This is a genomic window from Actinomycetota bacterium (assembly GCA_040754375.1).
Taxonomy (GTDB): Bacteria; Actinomycetota; Acidimicrobiia; order Acidimicrobiales; family AC-14; genus JBFMCT01.
Genome location: JBFMCT010000016.1, coordinates 1 through 21,261 on the forward strand (window position 1 = coordinate 1; position 21,261 = coordinate 21,261).

General features: G+C 72.2%; 19 protein-coding genes and 1 pseudogene. 14 read left to right on the forward strand and 6 right to left on the reverse strand.

The window, feature by feature from the left end; genetic code table 11:
- Positions 1-136: 136 nt before the first annotated feature.
- Both AB1673_08710 and AB1673_08715 read left to right on the forward strand, forming a co-directional pair.
- Positions 137-487, forward strand: a complete 351-nt coding sequence (locus tag AB1673_08710; GenBank protein ID MEW6154052.1) for a hypothetical protein — start codon at positions 137-139, stop codon at positions 485-487.
- Between the two features lie 72 nt (positions 488-559).
- A complete protein-coding gene (locus AB1673_08715; protein MEW6154053.1) occupies positions 560-3,049 on the forward strand; it encodes an AAA family ATPase in 2,490 nt (829 codons plus the stop codon).
- Between the two features lie 79 nt (positions 3,050-3,128).
- Here AB1673_08715 and AB1673_08720 read toward each other — a convergent pair whose 3' ends face one another.
- The gene (locus tag AB1673_08720; GenBank protein ID MEW6154054.1) at positions 3,129-3,653 is read right to left on the reverse strand and encodes a hypothetical protein; all 525 of its coding nucleotides are present in this window, start codon (positions 3,651-3,653) and stop codon (positions 3,129-3,131) included.
- Positions 3,654-4,011: 358 nt separating this feature from the next.
- On the opposite strand from AB1673_08720, the gene AB1673_08725 reads away from it, so the two are divergent.
- The 10 genes and pseudogenes from AB1673_08725 to purQ all read left to right on the forward strand — a co-directional run bounded on the left by AB1673_08725 (position 4,012) and on the right by purQ (position 13,040).
- The gene (locus AB1673_08725) at positions 4,012-4,320 is read left to right on the forward strand and encodes a hypothetical protein (protein ID MEW6154055.1); all 309 of its coding nucleotides are present in this window, start codon (positions 4,012-4,014) and stop codon (positions 4,318-4,320) included.
- Positions 4,321-4,349: 29 nt separating this feature from the next.
- Entirely contained in the window at positions 4,350-5,525 is a 1,176-nt protein-coding gene (locus AB1673_08730) for a cupin domain-containing protein (protein ID MEW6154056.1), read from the forward strand.
- Positions 5,518-6,444, forward strand: a complete 927-nt coding sequence (locus AB1673_08735) for a sucrase ferredoxin (GenBank protein MEW6154057.1) — start codon at positions 5,518-5,520, stop codon at positions 6,442-6,444. The genes AB1673_08730 and AB1673_08735 overlap by 8 nt, the downstream gene beginning before the upstream one ends.
- Positions 6,445-6,480: 36 nt before the next feature.
- Positions 6,481-7,740 (forward strand): annotated as a pseudogene (locus tag AB1673_08740) (adenylosuccinate synthase).
- A gap of 119 nt (positions 7,741-7,859) precedes the next feature.
- Positions 7,860-9,140 carry a phosphoribosylamine--glycine ligase gene (gene purD / locus AB1673_08745; protein ID MEW6154058.1) on the forward strand — a complete coding sequence of 427 codons (1,281 nt, stop codon included), beginning with the start codon at positions 7,860-7,862 and terminating at the stop codon, positions 9,138-9,140.
- Positions 9,141-9,584: a 5-(carboxyamino)imidazole ribonucleotide mutase gene (gene purE / locus AB1673_08750; protein MEW6154059.1), complete on the forward strand. Its 444-nt coding sequence runs from the start codon at positions 9,141-9,143 to the stop codon at positions 9,582-9,584.
- A gap of 34 nt (positions 9,585-9,618) precedes the next feature.
- Positions 9,619-11,127: an adenylosuccinate lyase gene (purB, locus tag AB1673_08755; GenBank protein MEW6154060.1), complete on the forward strand. Its 1,509-nt coding sequence runs from the start codon at positions 9,619-9,621 to the stop codon at positions 11,125-11,127.
- A 52-nt stretch (positions 11,128-11,179) separates the two neighbouring features.
- The gene (locus AB1673_08760; GenBank protein ID MEW6154061.1) at positions 11,180-12,061 is read left to right on the forward strand and encodes a phosphoribosylaminoimidazolesuccinocarboxamide synthase; all 882 of its coding nucleotides are present in this window, start codon (positions 11,180-11,182) and stop codon (positions 12,059-12,061) included.
- Between the two features lie 11 nt (positions 12,062-12,072).
- Positions 12,073-12,327, forward strand: coding sequence for a phosphoribosylformylglycinamidine synthase subunit PurS (purS, locus tag AB1673_08765; protein MEW6154062.1), 255 nt, complete (start codon positions 12,073-12,075; stop codon positions 12,325-12,327).
- On the forward strand, positions 12,324-13,040 hold the full coding sequence (gene purQ / locus AB1673_08770; protein MEW6154063.1) for a phosphoribosylformylglycinamidine synthase subunit PurQ: 717 nt from the start codon (positions 12,324-12,326) through the stop codon (positions 13,038-13,040). The genes purS and purQ overlap by 4 nt, the downstream gene beginning before the upstream one ends.
- On the opposite strand, the gene AB1673_08775 is transcribed toward purQ, so the two are convergent.
- Positions 12,999-13,394 (reverse strand): hypothetical protein, encoded by a 396-nt coding sequence (locus tag AB1673_08775; protein ID MEW6154064.1) that lies wholly within the window; start codon positions 13,392-13,394, stop codon positions 12,999-13,001. The genes purQ and AB1673_08775 overlap by 42 nt on opposite strands.
- A gap of 142 nt (positions 13,395-13,536) precedes the next feature.
- On the opposite strand from AB1673_08775, the gene purL reads away from it, so the two are divergent.
- Complete coding sequence (gene purL, locus AB1673_08780) at positions 13,537-15,765, forward strand: phosphoribosylformylglycinamidine synthase subunit PurL (protein ID MEW6154065.1); 2,229 nt, start codon at positions 13,537-13,539, stop codon at positions 15,763-15,765.
- A 137-nt stretch (positions 15,766-15,902) separates the two neighbouring features.
- Positions 15,903-17,378: an amidophosphoribosyltransferase gene (purF, locus tag AB1673_08785; GenBank protein ID MEW6154066.1), complete on the forward strand. Its 1,476-nt coding sequence runs from the start codon at positions 15,903-15,905 to the stop codon at positions 17,376-17,378.
- 12 nt (positions 17,379-17,390) lie between these two features.
- Here purF and AB1673_08790 read toward each other — a convergent pair whose 3' ends face one another.
- The 4 genes from AB1673_08790 to cpaB are packed head-to-tail and all read right to left on the reverse strand — an operon-like array spanning position 17,391 to position 21,204.
- Positions 17,391-18,299 (reverse strand): type II secretion system F family protein, encoded by a 909-nt coding sequence (locus AB1673_08790; protein MEW6154067.1) that lies wholly within the window; start codon positions 18,297-18,299, stop codon positions 17,391-17,393.
- On the reverse strand, positions 18,296-19,243 hold the full coding sequence (locus tag AB1673_08795) for a type II secretion system F family protein (protein ID MEW6154068.1): 948 nt from the start codon (positions 19,241-19,243) through the stop codon (positions 18,296-18,298). The genes AB1673_08790 and AB1673_08795 overlap by 4 nt, the downstream gene beginning before the upstream one ends.
- 12 nt (positions 19,244-19,255) lie before the next feature.
- Entirely contained in the window at positions 19,256-20,494 is a 1,239-nt protein-coding gene (locus AB1673_08800; protein ID MEW6154069.1) for an AAA family ATPase, read from the reverse strand.
- Between the two features lie 8 nt (positions 20,495-20,502).
- On the reverse strand, positions 20,503-21,204 hold the full coding sequence (gene cpaB, locus AB1673_08805) for a Flp pilus assembly protein CpaB (GenBank protein MEW6154070.1): 702 nt from the start codon (positions 21,202-21,204) through the stop codon (positions 20,503-20,505).
- Between the last annotated feature and the right edge of the window lie 57 nt (positions 21,205-21,261).

The following is a 21,261-nucleotide window of genomic DNA, read 5'->3' on the forward strand; positions in this document are numbered from 1 at the left end:
TCCGGCGCCTGGCCCGCCCGCCGCCCCGCCGCCCGGCGCGGGCCCCGCGCCCCAGCCAGGGCCGGCCTCCACCCCCCCGAAACCCCCCCTGCCGGCTGCCGCGCCGGGACCCGCCGGCCCGGGGCGGGCGGGACCGGTGGAGACGTTCGGGCCCGAGGAGCTGTGGTTCGACGAGGAGCCGGTCGGGCAACCGGGGGCTTTCGACGACCTGCTCGACGAGGACCTGGTCATCCCGAGAGAGGCGCTGGCCGCGGCCGCCGACGAGTCGGTCTGGCTGAAGGAGCTCATCGACGAGGAGTTCTCGACCCCGCCACCGCCGGAGCCGGCGGTGACCCGAGCCCCCTCGGACGACTTCCTCCCGCCGCCTCCTAAGCGCTTGCTGTCCAAGCTGTTCGAGCCCGATCCCGACGACCCGATGGTGCAGTCACTGCGGGCGGCCGAGGCCGAGCGGGCGGCGGCCACCGAACCCGACCGGGATGGCGAATAACGGGGAAGCATTAGGACCCGGCCAAAGTTGATTCCGGTGTTGGCAAGTTTCCTAAGAGCGAGGGCAACGTAGATGGCACTGGACCCCAACCGCTGGACCCTGAAGACCCAAGAGGCCGTACAGGCGGCCGTCGAACTGGCCCGCCAGCGCAGCCACCCCGAGGTCACGCCCGACCACGTGCTGTCGGCCCTGCTCGGCCAAGAAGCGGGGGTCGTGCTCCCCACCCTCCAGCGGGCCGGCGTCTCGCCCCCCACGTTGCGCAACAAGGTGGAGGACGCCCTGGCCAAGCTGGGGCGGGCCTACGGGGGCGCCGACCCCCAGATCTCCCGGGAGACCCGGGACCTGCTCAACCAGGCCGACCAAGAACGCGAGGGCCTGCACGACGAGTACATCTCGACCGAGCACCTGTTGCTGGCCATGGCCGAGCGCATCGGGGTGACTCGTGAGGACCTGCTCAACGTGCTGCGCGAGGTCCGGGGCAGTCACCGGGTAACGAGCCAGAACCCGGAGTCGACCTACGCAGCCCTCGAGCGGTTCGGGCGCGATCTGACCGAAGCGGCCCGCCAGCAGAAGCTCGACCCGGTCATCGGGCGCGACGAGGAGATCCGCCGGGTGATCCAGGTGCTCTCCCGGCGCACCAAGAACAACCCCGTCCTCATCGGCGAACCGGGGGTCGGCAAGACGGCCATCGTCGAGGGCCTGGCCCGGCGCATCGTCGAGCACGACGTGCCCGAGGGTCTCAAGGGCAAGCGGGTCATAGCCCTCGACCTGGGTTCCATGGTCGCCGGGTCCAAGTACCGGGGCGAGTTCGAGGAACGGCTCAAGGCCGTCCTCAAGGAGATCGTCGACTCCCAGGGCGAGGTCATCACCTTCATCGACGAGATGCACACGGTCGTCGGCGCCGGGGCTGCCGAAGGCGCCATGGACGCCTCCAACATGCTCAAGCCCATGCTGGCCCGGGGCGAACTGCGCATGATCGGGGCCACGACCCTCGACGAGTACCGCAAGCACGTCGAAAAGGACGCGGCCCTCGAACGGCGGTTCCAGCCCGTCCACGTGGGCGAGCCCTCCGTGGAGGACTCCATAGCCATCCTCCGGGGCCTCAAGGAGCGCTACGAGGTGCACCACGGCGTCCGCATCCAAGACGCCGCCCTGGTAGCCGCGGCCGTGCTGTCCAACCGCTACCTGACGGGACGGTTCCTGCCCGACAAGGCCATCGACCTCGTCGACGAGGCCGCCAGCCGCCTGCGCATCGAGATCGACTCGCTGCCGACCGAGATCGACGTGGTCGAGCGCCGCATCCGCCAGTTGGAGATCGAGCGGGTGGCCCTGGCCAAAGAGACCGACACGGCCAGTGCCGAACGCCTCGGCGCCCTCGACGTTGAGCTGGCCAACCTGCGGGAGCAGACCGACGCCATGAAGGCCCACTGGCAGTCCGAGAAGGACGCCATCGGTCGCATCCGCGCCCTCAAGGAGGAACTGGAGAACAAGCGGGCCGACGTCGAGCGCTACGAACGCGAGGGCGACCTGGAGAAGGCCGCCTCGGTGCGCTTCGGTGAGCTCCCCGACCTCATGCGAAAGGTGGACGAGGCCAGCGCGGCCCTGGCCGCCCTCCAGGCCAACCAGAAGATGCTCAAGGAGGAGGTCGACGCCGAGGACGTGGCCGAGGTCGTGAGCCGCTGGACGGGCGTCCCCGTGGCCCGCCTCATGGAGGGCGAGGTCCAGAAGCTCATCCGTATGGAGGACAAGCTGCACGAGCGGGTCATCGGCCAGGACGCCGCCGTCTCGGCCGTGGCCAACGCCATCCGCCGGTCCCGCAGCGGCCTGTCCGACCCCCACCGGCCCATCGGCTCGTTCCTGTTCCTGGGCCCCACCGGGGTGGGCAAGACCGAGCTGGCCCGGGCGCTGGCCGAGTTCCTGTTCGACGACGAGCGGGCCATGGTCCGCATCGACATGAGCGAGTACCAGGAAAAGCACACCGTGTCCCGCCTCGTCGGGGCACCCCCGGGCTACGTCGGCTACGACGAGGGGGGCCAGCTCACCGAGGCGGTCCGCCGCCGGCCTTACGCCGTGGTGCTTCTCGACGAGATCGAGAAGGCCCACCACGAGGTGTTCAACGTGCTGCTCCAGGTGCTCGACGACGGGCGCCTCACCGATGGCCAGGGCCGGACGGTCGACTTCACCAACGTGGTCCTGATCATGACGTCCAACCTGGCCGTCAGCCCCGAGAGCTTCTTCCGTCCCGAGTTCCTCAACCGGATCGACGAGATCGTGCAGTTCCGCCAGCTCGGGCGGGACGACATCGAACAGATCGTGCACATCCAGCTACGCCAGCTCCGGGACCGCCTGGCCGTCCGGCGCCTAGCCCTGGAGGTCAGCGACGAGGCCGCTTCGCTGCTGGCGGCCAAGGGCTACGACCCCGCCTACGGCGCCCGCCCCCTCAAGCGGGTGATCCAGCGGGAGATCGCCGACCCCCTGGCCCTGGAGCTGCTGGCCGGTTATTACTCCGAGGGCGACACCGTGCGCGTCGAGGTGGCGGGCGACGACCTCGTCCTGAAGTGACCGGCGTGCCCGGTCCGCCGAGCCGCCGGCGAACCGGTGTGTGCGAAACGGGCCGTTGCTGGCACGTTAGGACACCGGTTCAGTGTGAGGTGTACCGGCTCACCCGGGCCAGGGTGGCCTCGACGAACGCGGGGTGCACGTTGGTGAGCGTGACCCAGCGGCGGGAGGCGTCGAGGTCCAGGCGGGGGTCGTCGAAGCGCCGGCCGATCTCGATGGCGGCCGCTATGGCGAGGGCGGCCAACCCGGTGGCCAGCCAGCCGGTCCCCTGCCCGAGGGGGACGAAACCGAAGCTGGCCACCAGGGCGGCTACCCCGATGACCCCGACCGTCAGCGACGCGCCCCGCAGCCGGCGGTCGAGCCGCCAGGCCTGAGGGGCGTAGGGCAGGCGGACGGTGAGCGTTTCCGTGCGGGAGAACAGGGCGAAGCCCACGAGCACGACCCAGCCGACCGGGCCGAGGAAGACGAGCAGCAGCATGGCCGGGCTGATGCCGCCCATCTGGCGCCGGAAGATCACGATCTGGTCGGTGGGCTGGCCGGACCGGGCGCAGACCCTCGGGAAGTCGCCTCTCACCGCGTCATCGACGAAAACCGTCACGGCCGCCATGAGACCAAGGTACCGGAAGGCGGGGCCGAGCGGCGGGGACGTCACCCGAGGGGCTGTCCTGGCCTTGAGCTCGGGCCCCTGCCTTCCGTGCGGCCACGGGGCCGCGTTGAAGATCATCGACGGGAGGCGGGCCGGACTTGAGGGCGACTTTCGCTCGGGCGCGGCCCTGCGGCGGGGGGACACCGAGGGCCGCCGGGGAGAAAGTGGGAGGCGGGGGCCGAGCAGCGGGGACGGTCGCCCGGCGGAAAGCGCCGTCCCTGGCCTTAGCTCGGCCCCCCGCTCTCCCTGCGGCGGGCGGGAGCCGCATACCTATCTATCGGCCGCACCACGCGCCGACTTGAGGGTTTAGAGTCAGAAAATGACGGACATCATCACCGGCCTGACCGATGACGACATCGAGGCCGTCGGGGGGCCGTCCCCGACGCTCTCGGCTGACCCCGACGCCACCGACAGCGACGCCGACGGCACCGACAGCGACGCCGACGGCACCGACGCAGGCACGACCGACGCGACGGACACCACCGACGCGACCGACACCACCGACGCGGCTGACACCGCTGACTCGGACGACCGCGACAGTGACTCCGACGGCACCGACTCGGACTCGGACGACAGCGACAGCGACTCCGACGGCACCGACGCCGACTCGGACGGCACCGACAGCTGACAGGGCGATGGCCGGCGCTGAGCCGGTGCGTGGGCGACACCCAGGCGTTCCTCGACCACCACTGGGCCCAGTCGCCGCTGCATGTCGAGGGCGCTGACCAGGCGGCGTTCGCCGACCTGTTGTCCCTCGACGACGTCGACCGGCTGGTGTCGTCGTCCTTTGCCCGGTCCCCGACCTTCCGGCTGGTCCGCGACGGCAAGCCGGTCGACCCGGCGCGCTACTCCCGCTCGGCCCGGGTGGGCGGCCGGGACGTGCCGGGCGTGGGCGACCCCCGCCTCGTGCTCCAGGAGTTCGCGGCCGGGGCCACCATCGTCCTCCAGGGGCTCCAGCGGTCCTGGCCCCCGCTGGCCAGCTTCTGCCGCTCCCTCGAGCACGAGCTGACCTTCCCCGTCCAGGTCAACGCCTACGTCACCCCTGCGGGGTCGCGGGGCCTGGATGTGCACTACGACACCCACGACGTGTTCGTCCTGCAACTGGCGGGGACCAAGTCGTGGTCCGTCCACCCGCCGGTGTGGCCCGACCCGCTGCCCAGCCAACCCTGGTCCACGCGCCGCCAGGCCGCGGGCCCGGCCATCGCCGCCCCCCACGTGGCCGCCGGGGACTGCCTCTACGTGCCGCGCGGCTTCCTGCACTCGGCCACCGCCCAGGAGGGCGTGTCGGCCCACCTCACGGTGGGGGTGCACGCCCAGACGTGGCACGACGTCGTCCACGCCGCCCTGGCGGCCACGGCCGACGAACCCGAACTGCGGCGGTCGCTGCCGCCGGGCTGGGCCCACGACGAGCGGGCGCTGGCCGCCGGGGCCCGCGAGGCCCTGGACGCCGTGGCCAAGAGCCTCGCTTCCTTCGACACCGACGCGGTGGCCGCCCGCACGGTCCAGCGCTTCTGGGCGGGGCGCCCACCGGTGCTCACCGGCCAGCTCGCCCAGGTCCTCGCCCTCGACGGCCTCGACGACACCACCCGCCTGCGCCCGCGCCCGACCGCCGTCTGCCACCTCTCGACCGGCCCGGAGAAGGTCGAGATGAGGGTCGGGCAACGGACGCTGCGCATGCCCGCCGCCCTGTCCCCGGTGCTGGCCCGGGTGACCGCGGGGGACACGTTCGCCCTCGGCGACCTGGCTGACATGGTGGACGAAGCCAGCCGCCGCGTGCTGGTCCGCCGCCTCGTGCTCGAAGGGGTACTGGAGATCGTCCCCGGCGGTGGCTGACCCCTGCGCCGACACCTCGGCGGCCCTGGACGAGCCGGTGGCGGGGACGGCTTCGCTGGTCCGAGGCTGGCTGCTGGTCGAACAGCCCGGAGCCTGGGGCCCAGACGCCCTGTTCGAGAGCCGGTTCCCCCGGAGGCTGGCCCGCGCCCTGGTGCCCGCGGCCCGCGCCCACGGGGCCCGCATCGTCCTGCTCCGCCGTACCGACCGCCACCTGGAGGAGGGACGGCACGCCTTCGCCTGCCACTCAGGGCGCGCCCGCCCGTGGACCGAGCACCGCGTGCTCGACCATCCCCGGGACTTGGCGGGCGTCGACCTGGCCGCCTTCACCCGCCCCGAGCCCGCGGGCTTCGGCCGGCCCTGGCCACGGCCCCTCTATCTGGTGTGCACCAACGGCCGCCACGACCCCTGCTGTGCGCGCCTGGGCCGCCCGGTGGCCCGTTCCCTCTCGGCCGCCGGGCGCCCGGGGCAGGTCTGGGAGTGCTCCCACATCGGCGGCGACCGCTTCGCGGCCAACCTCATCTGCCTGCCCCACGGCCTCTACTTCGGGAGGCTGGGCCCCGAGGAGGCGGCCGCCGCCGTGGCCGCCTACGAGGCCGGGCGCATCGACCTGGACCACTACCGGGGCCGGGCCGGCGACCCGTTCGCCGTGCAGGCGGCCGAGGCGTTCCTGCGCCGGGAGACGGGCGAAATGGGTGTCGAAGCCGTGGCCCTCCAGGGGTGGCACCGGGAGGGGGGCACCGGCGAAGTCCACGCCCGGTTCACCGTGGGCGGCGGGCCCGAGGAGGTGGAGGTTCGCGTGGCCGTCGACGCCGGTGCGCCCCGGCTGCTCACGTGCACGGCCGGAGCCCAAGGCCGTCCCCCCATCTACCGGCTGGTGGACGTAATTCCCCGTCCCCCGGTCCCGCCGGAGCTACACTGACCGGACCGCAGCAGTGCACGTCTGGAGGAGTCGCGCGTGCCCGGAACAGTGGTAGTGGGCACCCAATGGGGCGACGAGGGCAAGGGCAAGGTCACTGACCTACTAGCCAAAGAGATGCAGATGGTCGTCCGCTACCAGGGCGGCCACAATGCCGGTCACACCATCGTCGTGGGCGAGGAGCGCTTCGCCCTCCAGCTTGTGCCCAGCGGCATCCTCTACCCGTGGGTGACGGCCGTGATCGGCAACGGGGTCGTCGTCGAGCCCGGGGTCCTTCTCGAAGAGCTCGACATGCTCGCCTCCCGGGGTGTCGACACCAGCCGGTTGCGGGTGAGCGGCAACGCCCACCTGATCATGCCCTACCACCTCGAGCTCGACCGCCTCACCGAGCGTCACCTGGGCAAGAACAAGCTGGGCACGACCAAGCGGGGCATCGGCCCGGCCTACGCCGACAAGGCGGCCCGGGTCGGGCTGCGGGTACAGGACCTGCTCGACCCCAAGATCTTCCGCGAGAAGCTCGAGGTGGTCCTCAAAGAGAAGAACCTCGTCTTGGCCAAGGTCTACAACCGCCTGGCCCTGTCGGCCGACGAGATCGCCGACCGCTACCTGGGCGAGCTGGCCCCCCGGCTGGCGCCCATGATCGACGACACCGTGGGCCTCGTCCACGACGCCCTCGACGCCGGGGCCAACGTGCTCTTCGAGGGGGCTCAGGCCACCTTCTTGGACCTCGACCACGGCACCTATCCATTTGTCACGTCGTCCAACCCGGTGGCCGGGGGGGCGTGCATCGGGGCGGGCGTGGGCCCGGGCGCCATCGACCGGGTGATCGGCATCGCCAAGGCTTACGTAACCCGGGTCGGGTCGGGACCGTTCCCCACCGAGCTCGACGGCGAGCTGGCCGACACGTTCGTCGACCGGGGACGCGAGTTCGGCACGGTCACCGGGCGCCAGCGCCGTCCCGGGTGGTTCGACGCGGTGATGCTTCGCCAGGCGGCCCGGCTCAACTCGCTGACCGAGATCTCGCTGACCAAGCTCGACGTGCTCGACTCCTTCGACACCGTGCGGGTGTGCGTCGGCTACGAGGCCGACGGCCAGCGCTTCGACCACATGCCCTACCACCAGTCAGTCCTGCACAAGGTCAAGCCCATCTACGAGGAACTGCCGGGGTGGAACGTCGACCTCACGGCTTTCACCGACTGGGACCAGCTCCCGGCCCCGGCCCAGGACTACGTCTACTTCCTGGCCCGCCAGGTGGGCGTGCCCATCACGATGGTGGGTGTCGGGCCCGAGCGCGACCAGTTCATCCGCACGCCCATGGTCCCGCTCAGCCACGACGGCCACGGCCACGGCCACGGCGACTTCGACGACGACGAGGGGGAGGACGGCTGGGGCGTGGGCCCCGGCGTCCTGGTGCTCTGATGCGAGTGTGCGTGGTCGGCGGGGGCGGCCGGGAGCACGCTCTGGCCGGCGCCCTGGCCCGCCCTGGCCACCACGTCGTGGTCACGCCCGGCAACGCCGGCATACCGGGATCGACCCCCCGGCCGCCCACCGAGATCGATGCCGACCTGTTCGTCATCGGCCCTGAGGTGCCCCTGGTCGACGGCCTGGCCGACCGCCTGCGGGCCCAGGGCAAGGCGGTGTTCGGGCCGGGGGCCGACGGCGCCCGGCTGGAGGGGTCCAAGGCGTGGATGAAGCAGCTCCTGGCATCGGCGGGGGTACCGACGGCCCGCTACGGGGTGTTCACCGAGGCCGGCCCGGCCATCGAGCTCCTGCGCTCTCTCCCGCCGCCCTGGGTCGTCAAGACCGACGGCCTGGCCGCCGGCAAGGGCGTGCTGGTGACCTCGTCGCTCGCCGAGGCCGAGGCCGACATCGAGGCCAAGCTGAGCGGCGCGGCCTTCGGCGAGGCCGGCCGGCGGGTGGTCGTCGAGGAGGGACTGTCGGGGCCCGAGGTCTCCCTGTTGTGCGTGTGCGACGGGCAGCGGGCCGTCCCCCTCGAGCCGGCGCAAGACTTCAAGCGCCTGCTCGACGGCGATGCCGGGCCCAACACCGGCGGCATGGGGGCCTACTCGCCCGTCCCGGGAGCGGGCAAGGACCTGGTCGACGAGGTCATGGAACGGGCCGTCGGGCCCACCCTGGCCGCGCTCGGGGCCCAGGGGACCGACTACCGGGGTGTGCTGTACTGCGGGCTCATGCTCACGCCCGACGGCCCCAAGGTGCTGGAGTACAACGTGCGCTTCGGCGACCCCGAGACCCAGGTCGTGCTGCCCCGCTACACCGGCGACCTCGCCGAACTTCTGGCCGAGGCGGCTCACGGTGACCTGCGCACGGCGCCGGTGTGGGACGAGCGGGCAGCCGTGACCGTCGTGCTGGCCGCCGGTGGTTACCCGTCGGCGCCCCGCACCGGTGACCCCATCGCCGGCCTGGAGGCCGCCGCGGCCGTGCCCGGCGTGAGCGTGTTCTACGCCGGGGTCACCCGTGCCGGGACCGGGGGGGCTACCGGTGGCGGCCCAGGCGGCCCGGCCGACGGGGGCGAGGGCTTGGTCACGGCTGGGGGGCGGGTGTTGAACGTCACCGCCCTGGGCCGGGACCTGACCGAGGCCCGGGCCCGGGCCTACGAAGCGGCCGGGCTCATCTCGTGGCCCGGTGTCCAGTTCCGCCGCGACATCGCCGCCGCGGCCGCCACAGGGGAGGTCGGTTAGTTGAAGGTCGCCGTGCTGATGGGTTCGCCCAACGACCGCGACAAGATGGCCGGAGCGGTGGCCACCCTGGCCGAGATGGGGATCGAGGCCACCGAGCACGTCATGTCGGCCCACCGCACCCCGGCCCAGGTGGCCGAGTTCGCCCGGTCGGCCCGGGCCAACGGCTACGGCGCTCTCATCTGCGGGGCGGGCATGGCCGCCCACCTGGCCGGAGCGGTGGCCGCTAATACGACCCTGCCGGTCGTCGGCGTACCGCTGTCCGGCAGCGCCCTGAACGGTGTCGACGCCCTCTACGCCACCGTGCAGATGCCCCGGGGCATCCCGGTGGCCACGGTGGCCATCGACGGCTCGGTCAACGCCGCTCTCCTGGTGGCCCAGATGATGGCCATCACCGACCCCGAGATCGCCACCCGCCTCGACGAACGGCGGGCGGCCGGCCGTTGACCGTACTTGTCGCCCGGGACCACGGGCCCCGCCCGTGAGCGCGACAGGTCCGGGCGGGGGGACCGTTCCCGACATCGTCCCCGACGTCCTAGCGGCCCGGTACGCCTCGGCCGAGATGGCCCTGCTGTGGTCGCCCCGGCACAAGGTCGTGCTCGAACGGCGGCTGTGGCTGGCTGTGCTCCGGGCTCAGCGCGACCTCGGGGTGGACGTCCCCGACGGGGTGGTGGAGGACTACGAGGCCGTCGTCGACCATGTCGACCTGGCTTCGATCGAGGCCCGGGAGCGGGTCACCCGCCATGACGTGAAGGCCCGGATCGACGAGTTCTGCGCCCTGGCCGGCCACGAGCACGTCCACAAGGCCATGACGTCGCGCGACCTGACCGAGAACGTCGAGCAGCTCCAGGTGCGCAGCGCCCTGGTGCTGGTACGCGACCGGATGGTCTCGGCCCTCGTGCGCCTGGGCGAGCTGGCCGCCGAGCACGCCACCCTGGCCGTCGTCGGGCGGACCCACAACGTGGCCGCCCAGGTCACGACTCTCGGAAAACGGTGGGCCACGGCCGGGGACGAACTGCTGGTGGCCTTCGACCGTCTCCAGGACCTGATCGACCGCTACCCGCTCCGGGGCCTCACCGGCCCGGTGGGCACCGCCCAGGACCAGTTGGCCCTGCTGGGCGGGAGCCCTGAACGGCTCCGGGCCCTGCAGGAGGCCGTGGCCCGCCACTTGGGGTTCGAGCGTTCGTTCCTGTCGACCGGCCAGGTCTATCCCCGGTCGCTCGACTTCGACGCGGTGTCGGCCCTCGTCCAGGCGACCTCCGCCCCGGCGTCGCTGGCCACCACCCTGCGCCTCATGGCCGGCCTCGACCTCGTCACCGAGGGCTTCTCGGCTGGCCAGGTGGGCTCGTCGGCCATGCCCCACAAGATGAACGCCCGTACGTGTGAGCGCATCTGCGGCCTGGCCGCGGTGGTCGGCGGCCACCTGGCCATGGTCACGGCCATCAGCGGCCACCAGTGGAACGAGGGCGACGTGTCCGACTCGGTCGTCCGCCGCGTGGCCCTGCCGGGCGCTTTCATGGCCGTCGACGGCCTCTACCAGGCGTTCCTCACGGTGCTCGACGAGCTGGCTCCCTTCCCGGCCGTGATCGAGCGCGACCTGGCCCGCGAGCTGCCCTTCCTGGCCACCACCACCGCCCTGGTGGCGGCCGTGCGCGCCGGGGTGGGCCGCGAGGAGGCCCACCGGGTGATCAAGGAGCACGCGGTGGCCGCCGCCCTGGCCCGCCGCGGAGCCGCCGGGCCGCCCACCGCCACCGCCGCGGCCGCGGCCGCCGCCGGGCCGTCCTCGTCCGGTGGGGCCGACCTGTTCGAGCGGCTGGCGGGCGACGAGCGGTTGCGGCTGACGCGGGCCGACCTCGACGCCATCGTGGCCGACCCGCTGGCTTTCACCGGGGCGGCTCGTGACCAGGTGGCGGCCTTCGTCGAACGCACCCGCGACCTGGCCGCCCGCCACCCCGAGGCCGCGGCCTACCGCCCCGCCCCCATCCTGTGACAGCTCTGGTCCCACCCGACCCCCGGCCCGCCCGCCGCTAACGTTCGGACCGATGACGCTCCCTCTGGTTCACCGTGGCAAGGTCCGGGACATCTACGACCTGGGCGACGACCGCCTGCTGATGGTCACGTCCGACCGGATCTCGGCGTTCGACGTGGTCATGCACGAGCCGATCACCGACAAGGGCCGGGTGCTGACGGCCATGACCGTCTACTGGCTCGATCAGGTACGCGACATCGTGCCTAACCACCTGGTCTCGACGGTCCCCCCCGAGCAGGCCGTGGCCGAGCTGGGTGCCGACCTCGACGGCCGGGTCATGGTCGTACGCCGGGCCGAGATGCTGGCCATCGAGTGCATCGTGCGGGGGTACGTCGCCGGGTCGGCGTGGAAGGAGTACCGCGAGCAGGGGACTGTGCACGGGATCGCCGTCCCGGCCGGCCTGGCCGAGGCGGCCAAGCTGCCCGAACCGCTGTTCACCCCGTCCACCAAGGCCGAGGGGGGCGCCCACGACGAGAACCTCTCGCCCGACGAGGCGGCCAAGCTGGTGGGTGACGAGGTCTACGAGCAGGCCCGGTCCATATCCCTGGCCGTCTACCAGCGGGCCGCCGACCTGGCCGCCGAGCGGGGGATCATCGTGGCCGACACCAAGTTCGAGCTGGGCTTCATCGACGGCCGCCTCAGCCTGTGCGACGAGGTGCTGACCCCCGACTCGTCCCGCTTCTGGGACGCGGACACCTGGGAGCCGGGTTCGACCCCTCCGTCGTTCGACAAGCAGCCCCTGCGCGACTGGCTGGAGACGAGCGGGTGGGACAAGTCGCCGCCCCCGCCCTTCCTGCCCTTCGACGTGGTGCGGGCCACCCGGGACCGTTACCGGGCTTCCTACGAGAGGGTGACCGGGCGCTCGCTGGCCGAGTGGCCGGGAGCGTCGGCGTGAGGTACTCGGTGATGGTCGAAGTCAAGCCCCGGGAGGGCATTGCCGACCCCGAAGGGGCGACGGTCCAAAGGGCCCTGGCCGGGCTGGGTTACGAGGGCGTGGGCGACGTGCGGATCGGCAAGGCCGTGCGCTTCACGATCGAGGCCGCGAGTGAGGCCGAGGCCCGCGCCCAGGTCGACGAACTGTGCCAGCGCCTGCTCACCAACCCGGTGATCGAGGACGCCGACATCGCCGTCGAGGCCCTTGACGAGGCGGCCCGGGCGTGAAGACGGTCGGGGTGGTCGTCTTCCCCGGCTCCAACTGCGAACACGACGTAGTCGAGGCCGCGGCCGCCGCCGGTATGGACGCCCGCCTGCTCTGGCACGGCGACCCCACGTTGGCTGCCGGTCTCGACGCCGTGGTGCTGCCTGGTGGGTTTGCCCACGGCGACTACCTGCGACCGGGGGCCATCGCCCGGTTCAGCCCGGTGATGGACGCAGTGGCCGCCTTCGCACGCGATGGCGGGCCGGTGGTCGGGATCTGCAACGGCTTCCAGGTGCTGACCGAGGCCGGGCTGCTACCTGGGGCCCTGCGCCAGAACCAGGGCCTGAAGTTCCTGTGTACGACGGTCACGACCGAGGTCGTGACCAGCCGCTCGGCCCTTACTCGGTCGGTCGCGCCGGGGACACGGCTCGATCTGCCCATAAACCACTTCTCGGGCTCCTACACATGTGGTCGGGAGGTCCTCGCCCAACTACGGGACCTCGACGCCATCGTGCTGCGCTACACGGACAATCCCAATGGGTCGGTGGCCGACATCGCCGGGATCTGCAATGAGGGGGGCAACGTCGTCGGGCTGATGCCCCATCCGGAGCGGGCCTGTGACCCGCTCGGATCGCTCGACGGGCTCCGCCTGTGGGAGAGCCTGGCTGGTTGGGTGGCCGGCGAAGGCCCAGCCTCAACGGTCGTCGCCCGAACGGCTGACTCCCGCCCGGCGTAGCACCGCCGGGTTGACGCCCGCGGCCCGCCACGCGCTGTAGGTGATGCCCTTGCGCCGCCCGTAGGGCCCGGCCGCGGCTACGAAGGCTTCTTCGAGGACTTCCAGGTCGACGCCGGCTGGGCCGGCTTCCAACGCCCGCTGGATGTCGATCCGCTCCTGGGTGAGGAGGACTCGGCTCAGGGGGTCGGCCGTGGCCATCTTCTCCTCGATGGCGAGAAGCCGCTTCTGCATGGATTGCGGGGTGCGCTTGCGGCCCCGCTTGGGTTTGTTGCTCTCCAAGGCTTCGAGGTAGTTGCGCACCGCCCGGCCCTGCTCACGTCCCTCGGCCAAAGCCGCCTTGTGGGAATCCGACATAGGGGTACGGACCTTCTTGTGTGCCGCTGGCATACTCCAATTCTGCCGTGTGCCGCCTGGGATTTCAAGGATCTGCCAGCGGGCCATTTTGGCGTTCGTACGCGGCGGGCCGCCCGGGCCCGTTCCGGTACGGTGAGAGGCCGTGGCCGTCTCAACGGGGCCCGCGGCCCCTCTTCACCTCGCCCTCGGGCTGACCGACGACGAACTGGCCGCCATCGAGTCCATCCTGGGGCGCAGCCCCAACGAGCTCGAGCTGGCCATGTACGCCGTCATGTGGTCGGAGCACTGCTCCTACAAGTCGTCGCGGCGCCACCTGGGCCGGCTCCCGACCAAGGCCCCGTGGGTGCTGGTCGGCCCCGGGGAGAACGCCGGGGTCATCGACGCCGGCGACGGCATCGCCGTGGCCGTGCGCATCGAGAGCCACAACCACCCGTCGGCCATCGAACCCGCCCAGGGTGCGGCCACGGGAGTGGGGGGCATCCTGCGGGACATCTTCACCATGGGGGCGCGGCCCATGGCCGTGCTCGACTCCCTCCACGTCGGCCCCCTCGACCACCCCCGCAGCCGGTGGCACCTCGAAGGGATAGTCGACGGGGTGTCGGGCTACGGCAACTCCGTCGGTGTCCCCACGGTGGGCGGGGAGGTGGCGGTGGGCGAGTGCTTCGCCGACAACCCCCTGGTCAACGTGATGTGCCTGGGCCTGCTGCGAACCGACCGGGTCCTGCTGGCCCAGGCCACGGGCGAGGGCAACCTGGCCGTCCTGCTGGGTTCCTCCACCGGGCGCGACGGCATCGGCGGGGTCAGTGTCCTGGCCTCGGCCGGCTTCAGCGACGACGGTGACGCGTCCAAGCGGCCGAGCGTCCAGGTGGGCGACCCGTTCGAGGAGAAGCGGCTGATCGAGGCCTGCCTGGAGCTGTACGAGGCCGGCCTGGTGACGGGCATCCAGGACCTGGGAGGCGCGGGCCTGAGCTGTGCCACCAGCGAGACGGCCTCGCGCGGGGGGATGGGCATGAATGTCGACCTGTCGGCCGTTCACCTGCGGGAGCGGGGGATGGTGCCGGCCGAGGTCATGACCAGCGAGTCCCAAGAGCGCATGCTGGCCATCGTCGAGCCGTCCTCGCTCGACGCCGTCTTGGCCGTATGCCGGCGCTGGGAGGTCAACGCCGCAGTGGTGGGCCGGGTCACCGAAGGGGGCCGGTTGCGGGTCCTCTCGGGGCCCGAAGCCGGGGCTGACGTGCTGGCCGACGTGCCCGCGGCCTCGCTGCACGAGGACGCCCCCAACTACAACCGCCCGCTGGCTCCCCCCGCTGACCTGGCGGCCCGCCGGGCCGACGACCCGTCGGGCCTGGCGGCCCCGGCCGACTGCGGGCCCGACCTGCTGGCCATGGTGGCCGATACCCGGTGGGTGTGGTCCCAGTACGACCACCAGCTCTTCCTCAACACCGTCGAGGGCCCGGGGGGCGACGCCGCCGTCCTGCGCCTGAAGGCCCCGGGCCTGCCCCGGTCGGAGAGGGCGCTGGCCGTGACGACCGACAGCAACAGCCGGTGGTGCGCGGTCGACCCGCGCGCCGGCACGGCCCTGCTGGTGGCCGAGGCGGCCATGAACGTCTCGTGCGTGGGTGCGCGGCCCATGGCCGTCGTGAACTGCCTGAACTTCGGCAACCCCGAGCACCCTGAGGTCATGTGGCAGCTCTCGGAGGCCATCGACGGCATGGCCGAGGCGTGCCAGGCGCTGGAGGTCCCCGTGGTGGGCGGCAACGTGAGCCTCTACAACGAGTCGGGTGGGCGGGACATCGACCCCACCCCCGTGATCGGGATGGTCGGGACCATCGACCGGCTCGACCGCCGCCCCCCGGGCGTGGGCCTGACCGAGGGCGCCACCATCGTGATAATCGGCGAACGCACCGGCGAGCTGGCCGGGTCACGGTGGGCGGACATGGTGCACGGGCATCGGGGGGGCGAGCTACCTGCCCTCGACTATGCGCGCCATCTGGCGGTGTGCGGGCTCCTGCGGCAGTTGGCGTCCGAAGGGCTGGTGGACGGCCTGCACGACGTGGCCGACGGGGGACTGGGCCTGGCCCTGGCCGAGATGGCGGTGCGTTCCGGCGTCGGGTTCGAGGTGGCGGGCGTCGACGGCCACGGTGAGCTCTTCAGCGAGGCTCCTTCGCGGGCGGTGGCGTGCGTTGCCCCCGGCCGGCTGGGCGCGGTGGAGGCCGCGGCCGAGCCCACGGGTGTCCCCGTGGCCCAGATCGGCGTGGCGGGCGGCGATCGCCTGGTCGTCGACGGCCTCGTCGACCTAGCGCTGGCCGCCGCCCAGGACCGCTGGCGCCACCACCTCCCCACCGTCATGGCCGCCCCTACCGGCCACTGACTGACCCCTCGACGAAACCTGCGCGGGAACCGTGGGCAAAACGCCCACGGTTCCCGCGCAGGTTTGCGGGCGATGGGCCGGGGCCCCCTCCCCCGGGTCCCCCGGCGATGGGGTGGGGCTGTGGGAGAATCGGGGGCGTGCCCCCGGTGCCCGAGCCTGCCAAGCCGCGGGAGGCGTGCGGGGTCTTCGGGGTGTACGCCCCCGACCAGCCGGTCGCCCAGCTCGTCTACGCCGGGCTGTACGCCCTCCAGCACCGCGGCCAGGAGTCGGCGGGCATGGCCGTCAGCGACGGCGAGGAGATCACCGTCATCAAAGACATGGGGCTGGTCACCCACGTGTTCGACGAGCGCAAGCTGGCCCCCATGCAGGGTTTCTTGGCCATGGGCCACGTCCGCTACTCGACGACCGGGTCGAGCACCTGGGGCAACGCCCAGCCCATCTACCGGCCCTCCGGCGGTGCCGGGTTCGCCCTGGGCCACAACGGCAACCTGGTCAACACGGCCGAGCTGGCCGACGAGGCGGGTGTGCTCCCGGGCATGCTGACCAGCGACAGCGACCTGGTCGCCGAGCTGCTGCACGCCGAGATGGTGGCCCAGGACCAGAGCCTCGAGGAGGCCCTGCCCACCGTTCTGCCCCGCCTCCAGGGGGCGTTCTCGCTGGTCATGCTCGACCAGCACCGGCTGATCGGCGTGCGAGACCCCAACGGGTTCCGGCCGCTGTGCCTGGGCCGGCTGGAGAGCGGGTGGGTGCTGGCCTCGGAGACGACGGCCCTCGACATCATCGGTGCCCACTTCGTCCGCGAGCTCGACCCGGGCGAGATGGTCGTGGTCGACGAGGAAGGTACGCGCTCGACCCGCCCGTTCCCCCCCGAGCGCGTCGACCCCAAGCTGTGCCTGTTCGAGTTCGTCTACTTCGCCCGCCTCGACAGCAAGCTCTACGGCCAGACCGTCCACTCCGCCCGCCAGCGCATGGGCGAGCTGCTGGCCGACCAGGCCCCGCTGCCGCCTGACACCCAACTGGTGCCGCGCGAGGCCATGGTCATGCCCGTGCCCGAGTCGGGTATCCCCGCGGCCGAGGGTTACGCCCGCCGCAGCGGGATCCCGTTCGGCCACGGCCTGGTCCGCAACCGCTACATCGGGCGCACGTTCATCGCCCCCAGCCAGGAGAAGCGGGCCCAGGGGGTGCGCATCAAGCTCAACCCCATGCCCGACAACATCGCCGGCAAGCGCCTAGTCGTGGTGGAGGACTCGATCGTGCGGGGTACGACCATGCGGGCCCTGGTGGCCATGTTGCGGGAGGCGGGGGCGGCCGAGGTCCACCTGCGGATCGCCTCCCCGCCTTACCGGTGGCCGTGTTTCTTCGGGATGGACACCGGCACCCGCACCCAGCTCCTGGCTGCCGACCTCACGGTCTCGGAGGTGGGCGACTACATCGGCTGCGACACCCTCGCCTACCTCGACCTCGACCGCCTGCTGGCAGCCACGGGCGCGGCCGGGTCGGGGTTCTGCGCGGCCTGCCTGACCGGCGACTACCCGGTGGACGTACCCCTGGCCCGGGCGGCCGAGAGCGCCGGCTTCCTGCCGAGCGTCGACCTCGTCCACCCCGCGGGCTGACCCGGTTGACCCTCAGCCCCCGCCCAGGCGGCTGAACCCGGCGGCCGCCGGCCCCATGGCGATGGCCATGATGGGCGGGAAGATGAACAGCACGAGCGGGAACAGGATCTTCACCGGGAGCTTGGCCGCCTTCTCTCGGGCCCAGGCCCGCCGCCGCGCCCTCACCTCGTTGGCCTGGGTCTTGAGGACCCGACCGATGGGGATGCCCAGCGCGTCGGCTTGGACCATGGCGAGGACGAAAGTGCGCACGACGTCGATGTCCATGCGGCGCTTGAGGTCCTGGAGGGCCTCCTTGCGGGGCATGCCCAGCTCCATCTCCCGCAGCGACAAGGCCAGTTCGTCGGCCAGAGGGGAGCGGAAGTGCTGGCACACGATGCTCAGGGCGGCTTCGAAGCCACTACCGGCCTCCACGGCGACGGCCAGCATGTCGATGATGTCGGGGAGGTCCTTGAAGATCTGGTCCGACCGCTGGCGGATGGCCCGCTTCAGCCGGGCCGCCGGCAGCATCCAGCCCATTACCGGCAACATGAAGATGGCGAGGGCGGTCGTGGCCGATTGCTCGAACGGACGCAGGAGGAAGGCGACCGCCGCCCCCACCACGGTGAGGCCCATCTGGGCCGCGATCTGCTCGGCGGGCGTGCGCTGGCCGGCCAGGCCGGCCTGGGTCAACTGGTGCTCGATGTTGTCGAGGTAGGGCCCCGGCAGCAGCCGTTCCACCCGCCGGCCCACCCCGCGGCGCACCATCTCCAGTAGGCGAGGCACGAGTGGTTCCTCGAGCTTGGTGGCCCGGGGGTCGGGCAGGGCGCCCTCGAGGAAGTCCCCGAACTCGGGCGCCACCCGGCGGGCCTGGGCCAACGCCTGGCCGACGGTGATCAGCCCGGCGAGGGCGACGCACAGCAGCACCGCGACCTCGGCACTCATATGTCGATCCTCACCATGCGCAGGATCAGGGCGACGCCGCCGACGACCGACGCCACGCAGTAGCCGAGCACGACCAGGCCCCACCCCGAGTAGAGCGGGTCCAGGTAGCCGGGGTTGAGGCTGCGCATCACCAGGAAGAGGAAGGGAACCAGGGCGGCCAGCACCCAGGCCGACATCCGGCCCTCGGCGGTGAGGACCCTGACCTCGCGCCGGAGCTCGTCCCGGAGGCGGATGAAGTCGGCCAGGGTGTGGAGCAGGTCGGCCAGCCGGCCGCCGACCGTCTGCTGGATCCGGATGGCCTGCACGACGATGTCCATGTCCCGGATCCCCAGTCGCTGGGCCATGCGATCGAGGGCGTCGACGACGGGGTCGCCCAGCCGCGTCTCGGCCACCACCCGGCCGAACTCCTCGGACAGGGGCGGTCCCGACTCCTCGCACATCATCTGGATCGCCCGCAGGAAGGTGTGACCAGCCGAGAGCGACGAGGCGATCAGGCTGAGGGCGTCGGGCAACTGGGCCTCGAACGCCCGTGTGCGCTTGGAGATCCTCCGCTTGACCACCTGGCTGGCGACCGCGGCGGCCAGGAGGGGGCCCCCGGCGGCGGCCGCCGTCACCCCCGTGACGGCCGCCAGCACAGCGGCCAGGGCCAGGCCACCGGCCACCGTCACGACGACGAACTCGCCGGGGCGCAGGGGGATGGAGGCCCGCTCCAGAGAACTGCTCAGCGAGCGCTTCTGGTCGACCTTGTCGACCATCTGGGTGGCCAGGTCGGTGGCGCGCGACGCCAGGGCGCTCACCGCCGCGCCGTCCTTCCCTTCCTCGAGCGGGAAGGGCAACAGCCCCAGCAGTTCGTCCATCTCGTGTTGGCGGGACGACCGGTGGAGCAGGGCGCTGAGCCCGATGAGGGCGACTCCCGTCGAGAGGGCGAGCAGGGCGATGGTCACGTCCGGGCCGCCCTATGAGGCCTTCTTGGCCCGCCGCCCGAGCAACCGCCGCCGCTCGGGGGTGGTGGCCGGGGCAGTGCTCTCCTCACTGGTCCGCTCCCCGTTCTCGATGGTGACCGCCAGCCCCGTGGCCACCGCCTTGGAGACCTCGCTGCGAGGGGCGTAGGCGAGCATCGGCATGCCCATGTTCAGAGCCCGGTTGGCCTCCCGGCCGTAGGGGATGACGACCGAGAAACCCTGGGGGAAGTAGCGGCTCACCTGGTTGACGTCGATGCCGACGTCGGGCTCCACCTTGTTGAGCACGAGCTTGACCTGCTCCTCAGGGACCTTCAGCGCGTCCAGCGTCTTGAGCAGCAGCCCCAGGTTGCGAATGCTGGGCAGGTCGAGGGTGGCCAGTACGAACAACTGGTCGGCGTACTCGATGGCCCCCAGCACCACCTCGGTCAGGCTGGCGGGAGTGTCGATGACAACGGCGTCGAACTGGGAGCGCGCCGCTTCGATGACGCGGCCGACGTCGGCTGAGTCGATGTTGTCGGCCGCGGCCGGTTCGTCCGGGGCGGCCAGCACGGCGATGCCCGTGTCGTGGGCGACGGCGTACTCCCCGAGGCGGGCGGCCAGCTCCTCGTCGTCGTTGTGGCCCACGAGGTCGGCGATGGTGTACCGGGGGCGCAGCCGTAGGGCGGTGGAGAGCTCGCCGAACTGGAGGTCGAGGTCGACCAGGCAGGTTCGTTCTCCGAGGCGGGTCTGGAGGTCGTAGGCCAAGTTGGTGGCGAAGAACGTCTTGCCGCACCCGCCCGTCGCCGACATGACGGCGACGACCCGGCCCCGGCCCTCGGGCCGTCCGCTCCTGACGGCGGGCGCCGGGCTCAGGACGGGCCTCAGTTGCAGCGCCTGCTCGATGGCGTCGGCCACCACCTCGTCCTTGGCCGGCAGGCGCAGGATGTCCAGGGCACCGGTCCGGACCGTCTCGCGCAGGCTCCGGCTCCGCCATTGGTCGAAGGCCAGGATCAGGACGGTGTCGGGCATGCGCCGCTTGAGGTTGCGCAGCTCGCGCAGACCGGCTTCGTCGCCCAGCGTCGCCCCGGCGATGAGCAGGTCCCAGTGCTCGCCGCCAGCCCGGGCCTTCTCCACGCTGTCGAGGCTGCGGTGATGGGTCACCTCGGGGTGGGGCCGCAGGGCGCGGCTGGCCCGCTCCACCTGTCCGGCGAGGTCGTTCCCGGTGTCGAGGACGAGAAGTCTGGGGGCGCGCATGGAGGCGTCTAGATGGCCTGGAGGGCCTGGCCCGGGCCCGCCCCGGGAGTCACCACGGGCGGCTCGCCCCGGGGGACGAGGTCGAAGTAGAGCTCTTCGAACTTGGTCAGGTAGATGAGCCTCTCCGCTTCGGCGGGGGTGACCGCCAGCAGGTACACGAGGTTGGGCCCGTTGGGCTGTCCCTGGGCGGACGGGAGCCCGGCGCCGTTGACGTTGAGCACCTCCACGGCCTGGAGGACGAGCTGGACCCCGGCGGGACCGTTCTGGCCGCGGGCCACGCCGTAGATGTCGATCAGGTCCCCGGCGCCCACGAAGCCGGCCACGCCGGCCACCGGCTCGAGCTCGACGGCCAGGGCCCGCTTGCCGGGGGGGATCACGACCGTCCCGATCCGGGTCTGGGGGGCGGGGAACATCTCGGCCAGCACCACGGAGCCGGCGGGGATGGTGGAGGCCGCCACCCGCCCTGCGAGCTGGCCCTCCGAGGTCACCGCGCCGTCGGGCACCTCAGCGGCGGCGACGTTGCGGGGCCTCACCAGGCCCTGGGCCAGGGCGACCGACCCGGCCGTGCCGGTGTTGACGTTCTGGGTCGTGTAGTAGACGGTGGCCTGGGGGGCGCCTCCCCCCTGGGGGGCGGGCTCCGGCCGGGCCGCCATGTAGGCGGCCCCCACGCCGCCGCCCACGAAGACGAGCACGCCAGCCGCGAGTGTCACCTTCGTCCTCCGCGCCATCGGAGCTCGCATGTCAGTTCCTCCTGGGGCCCGACGGTT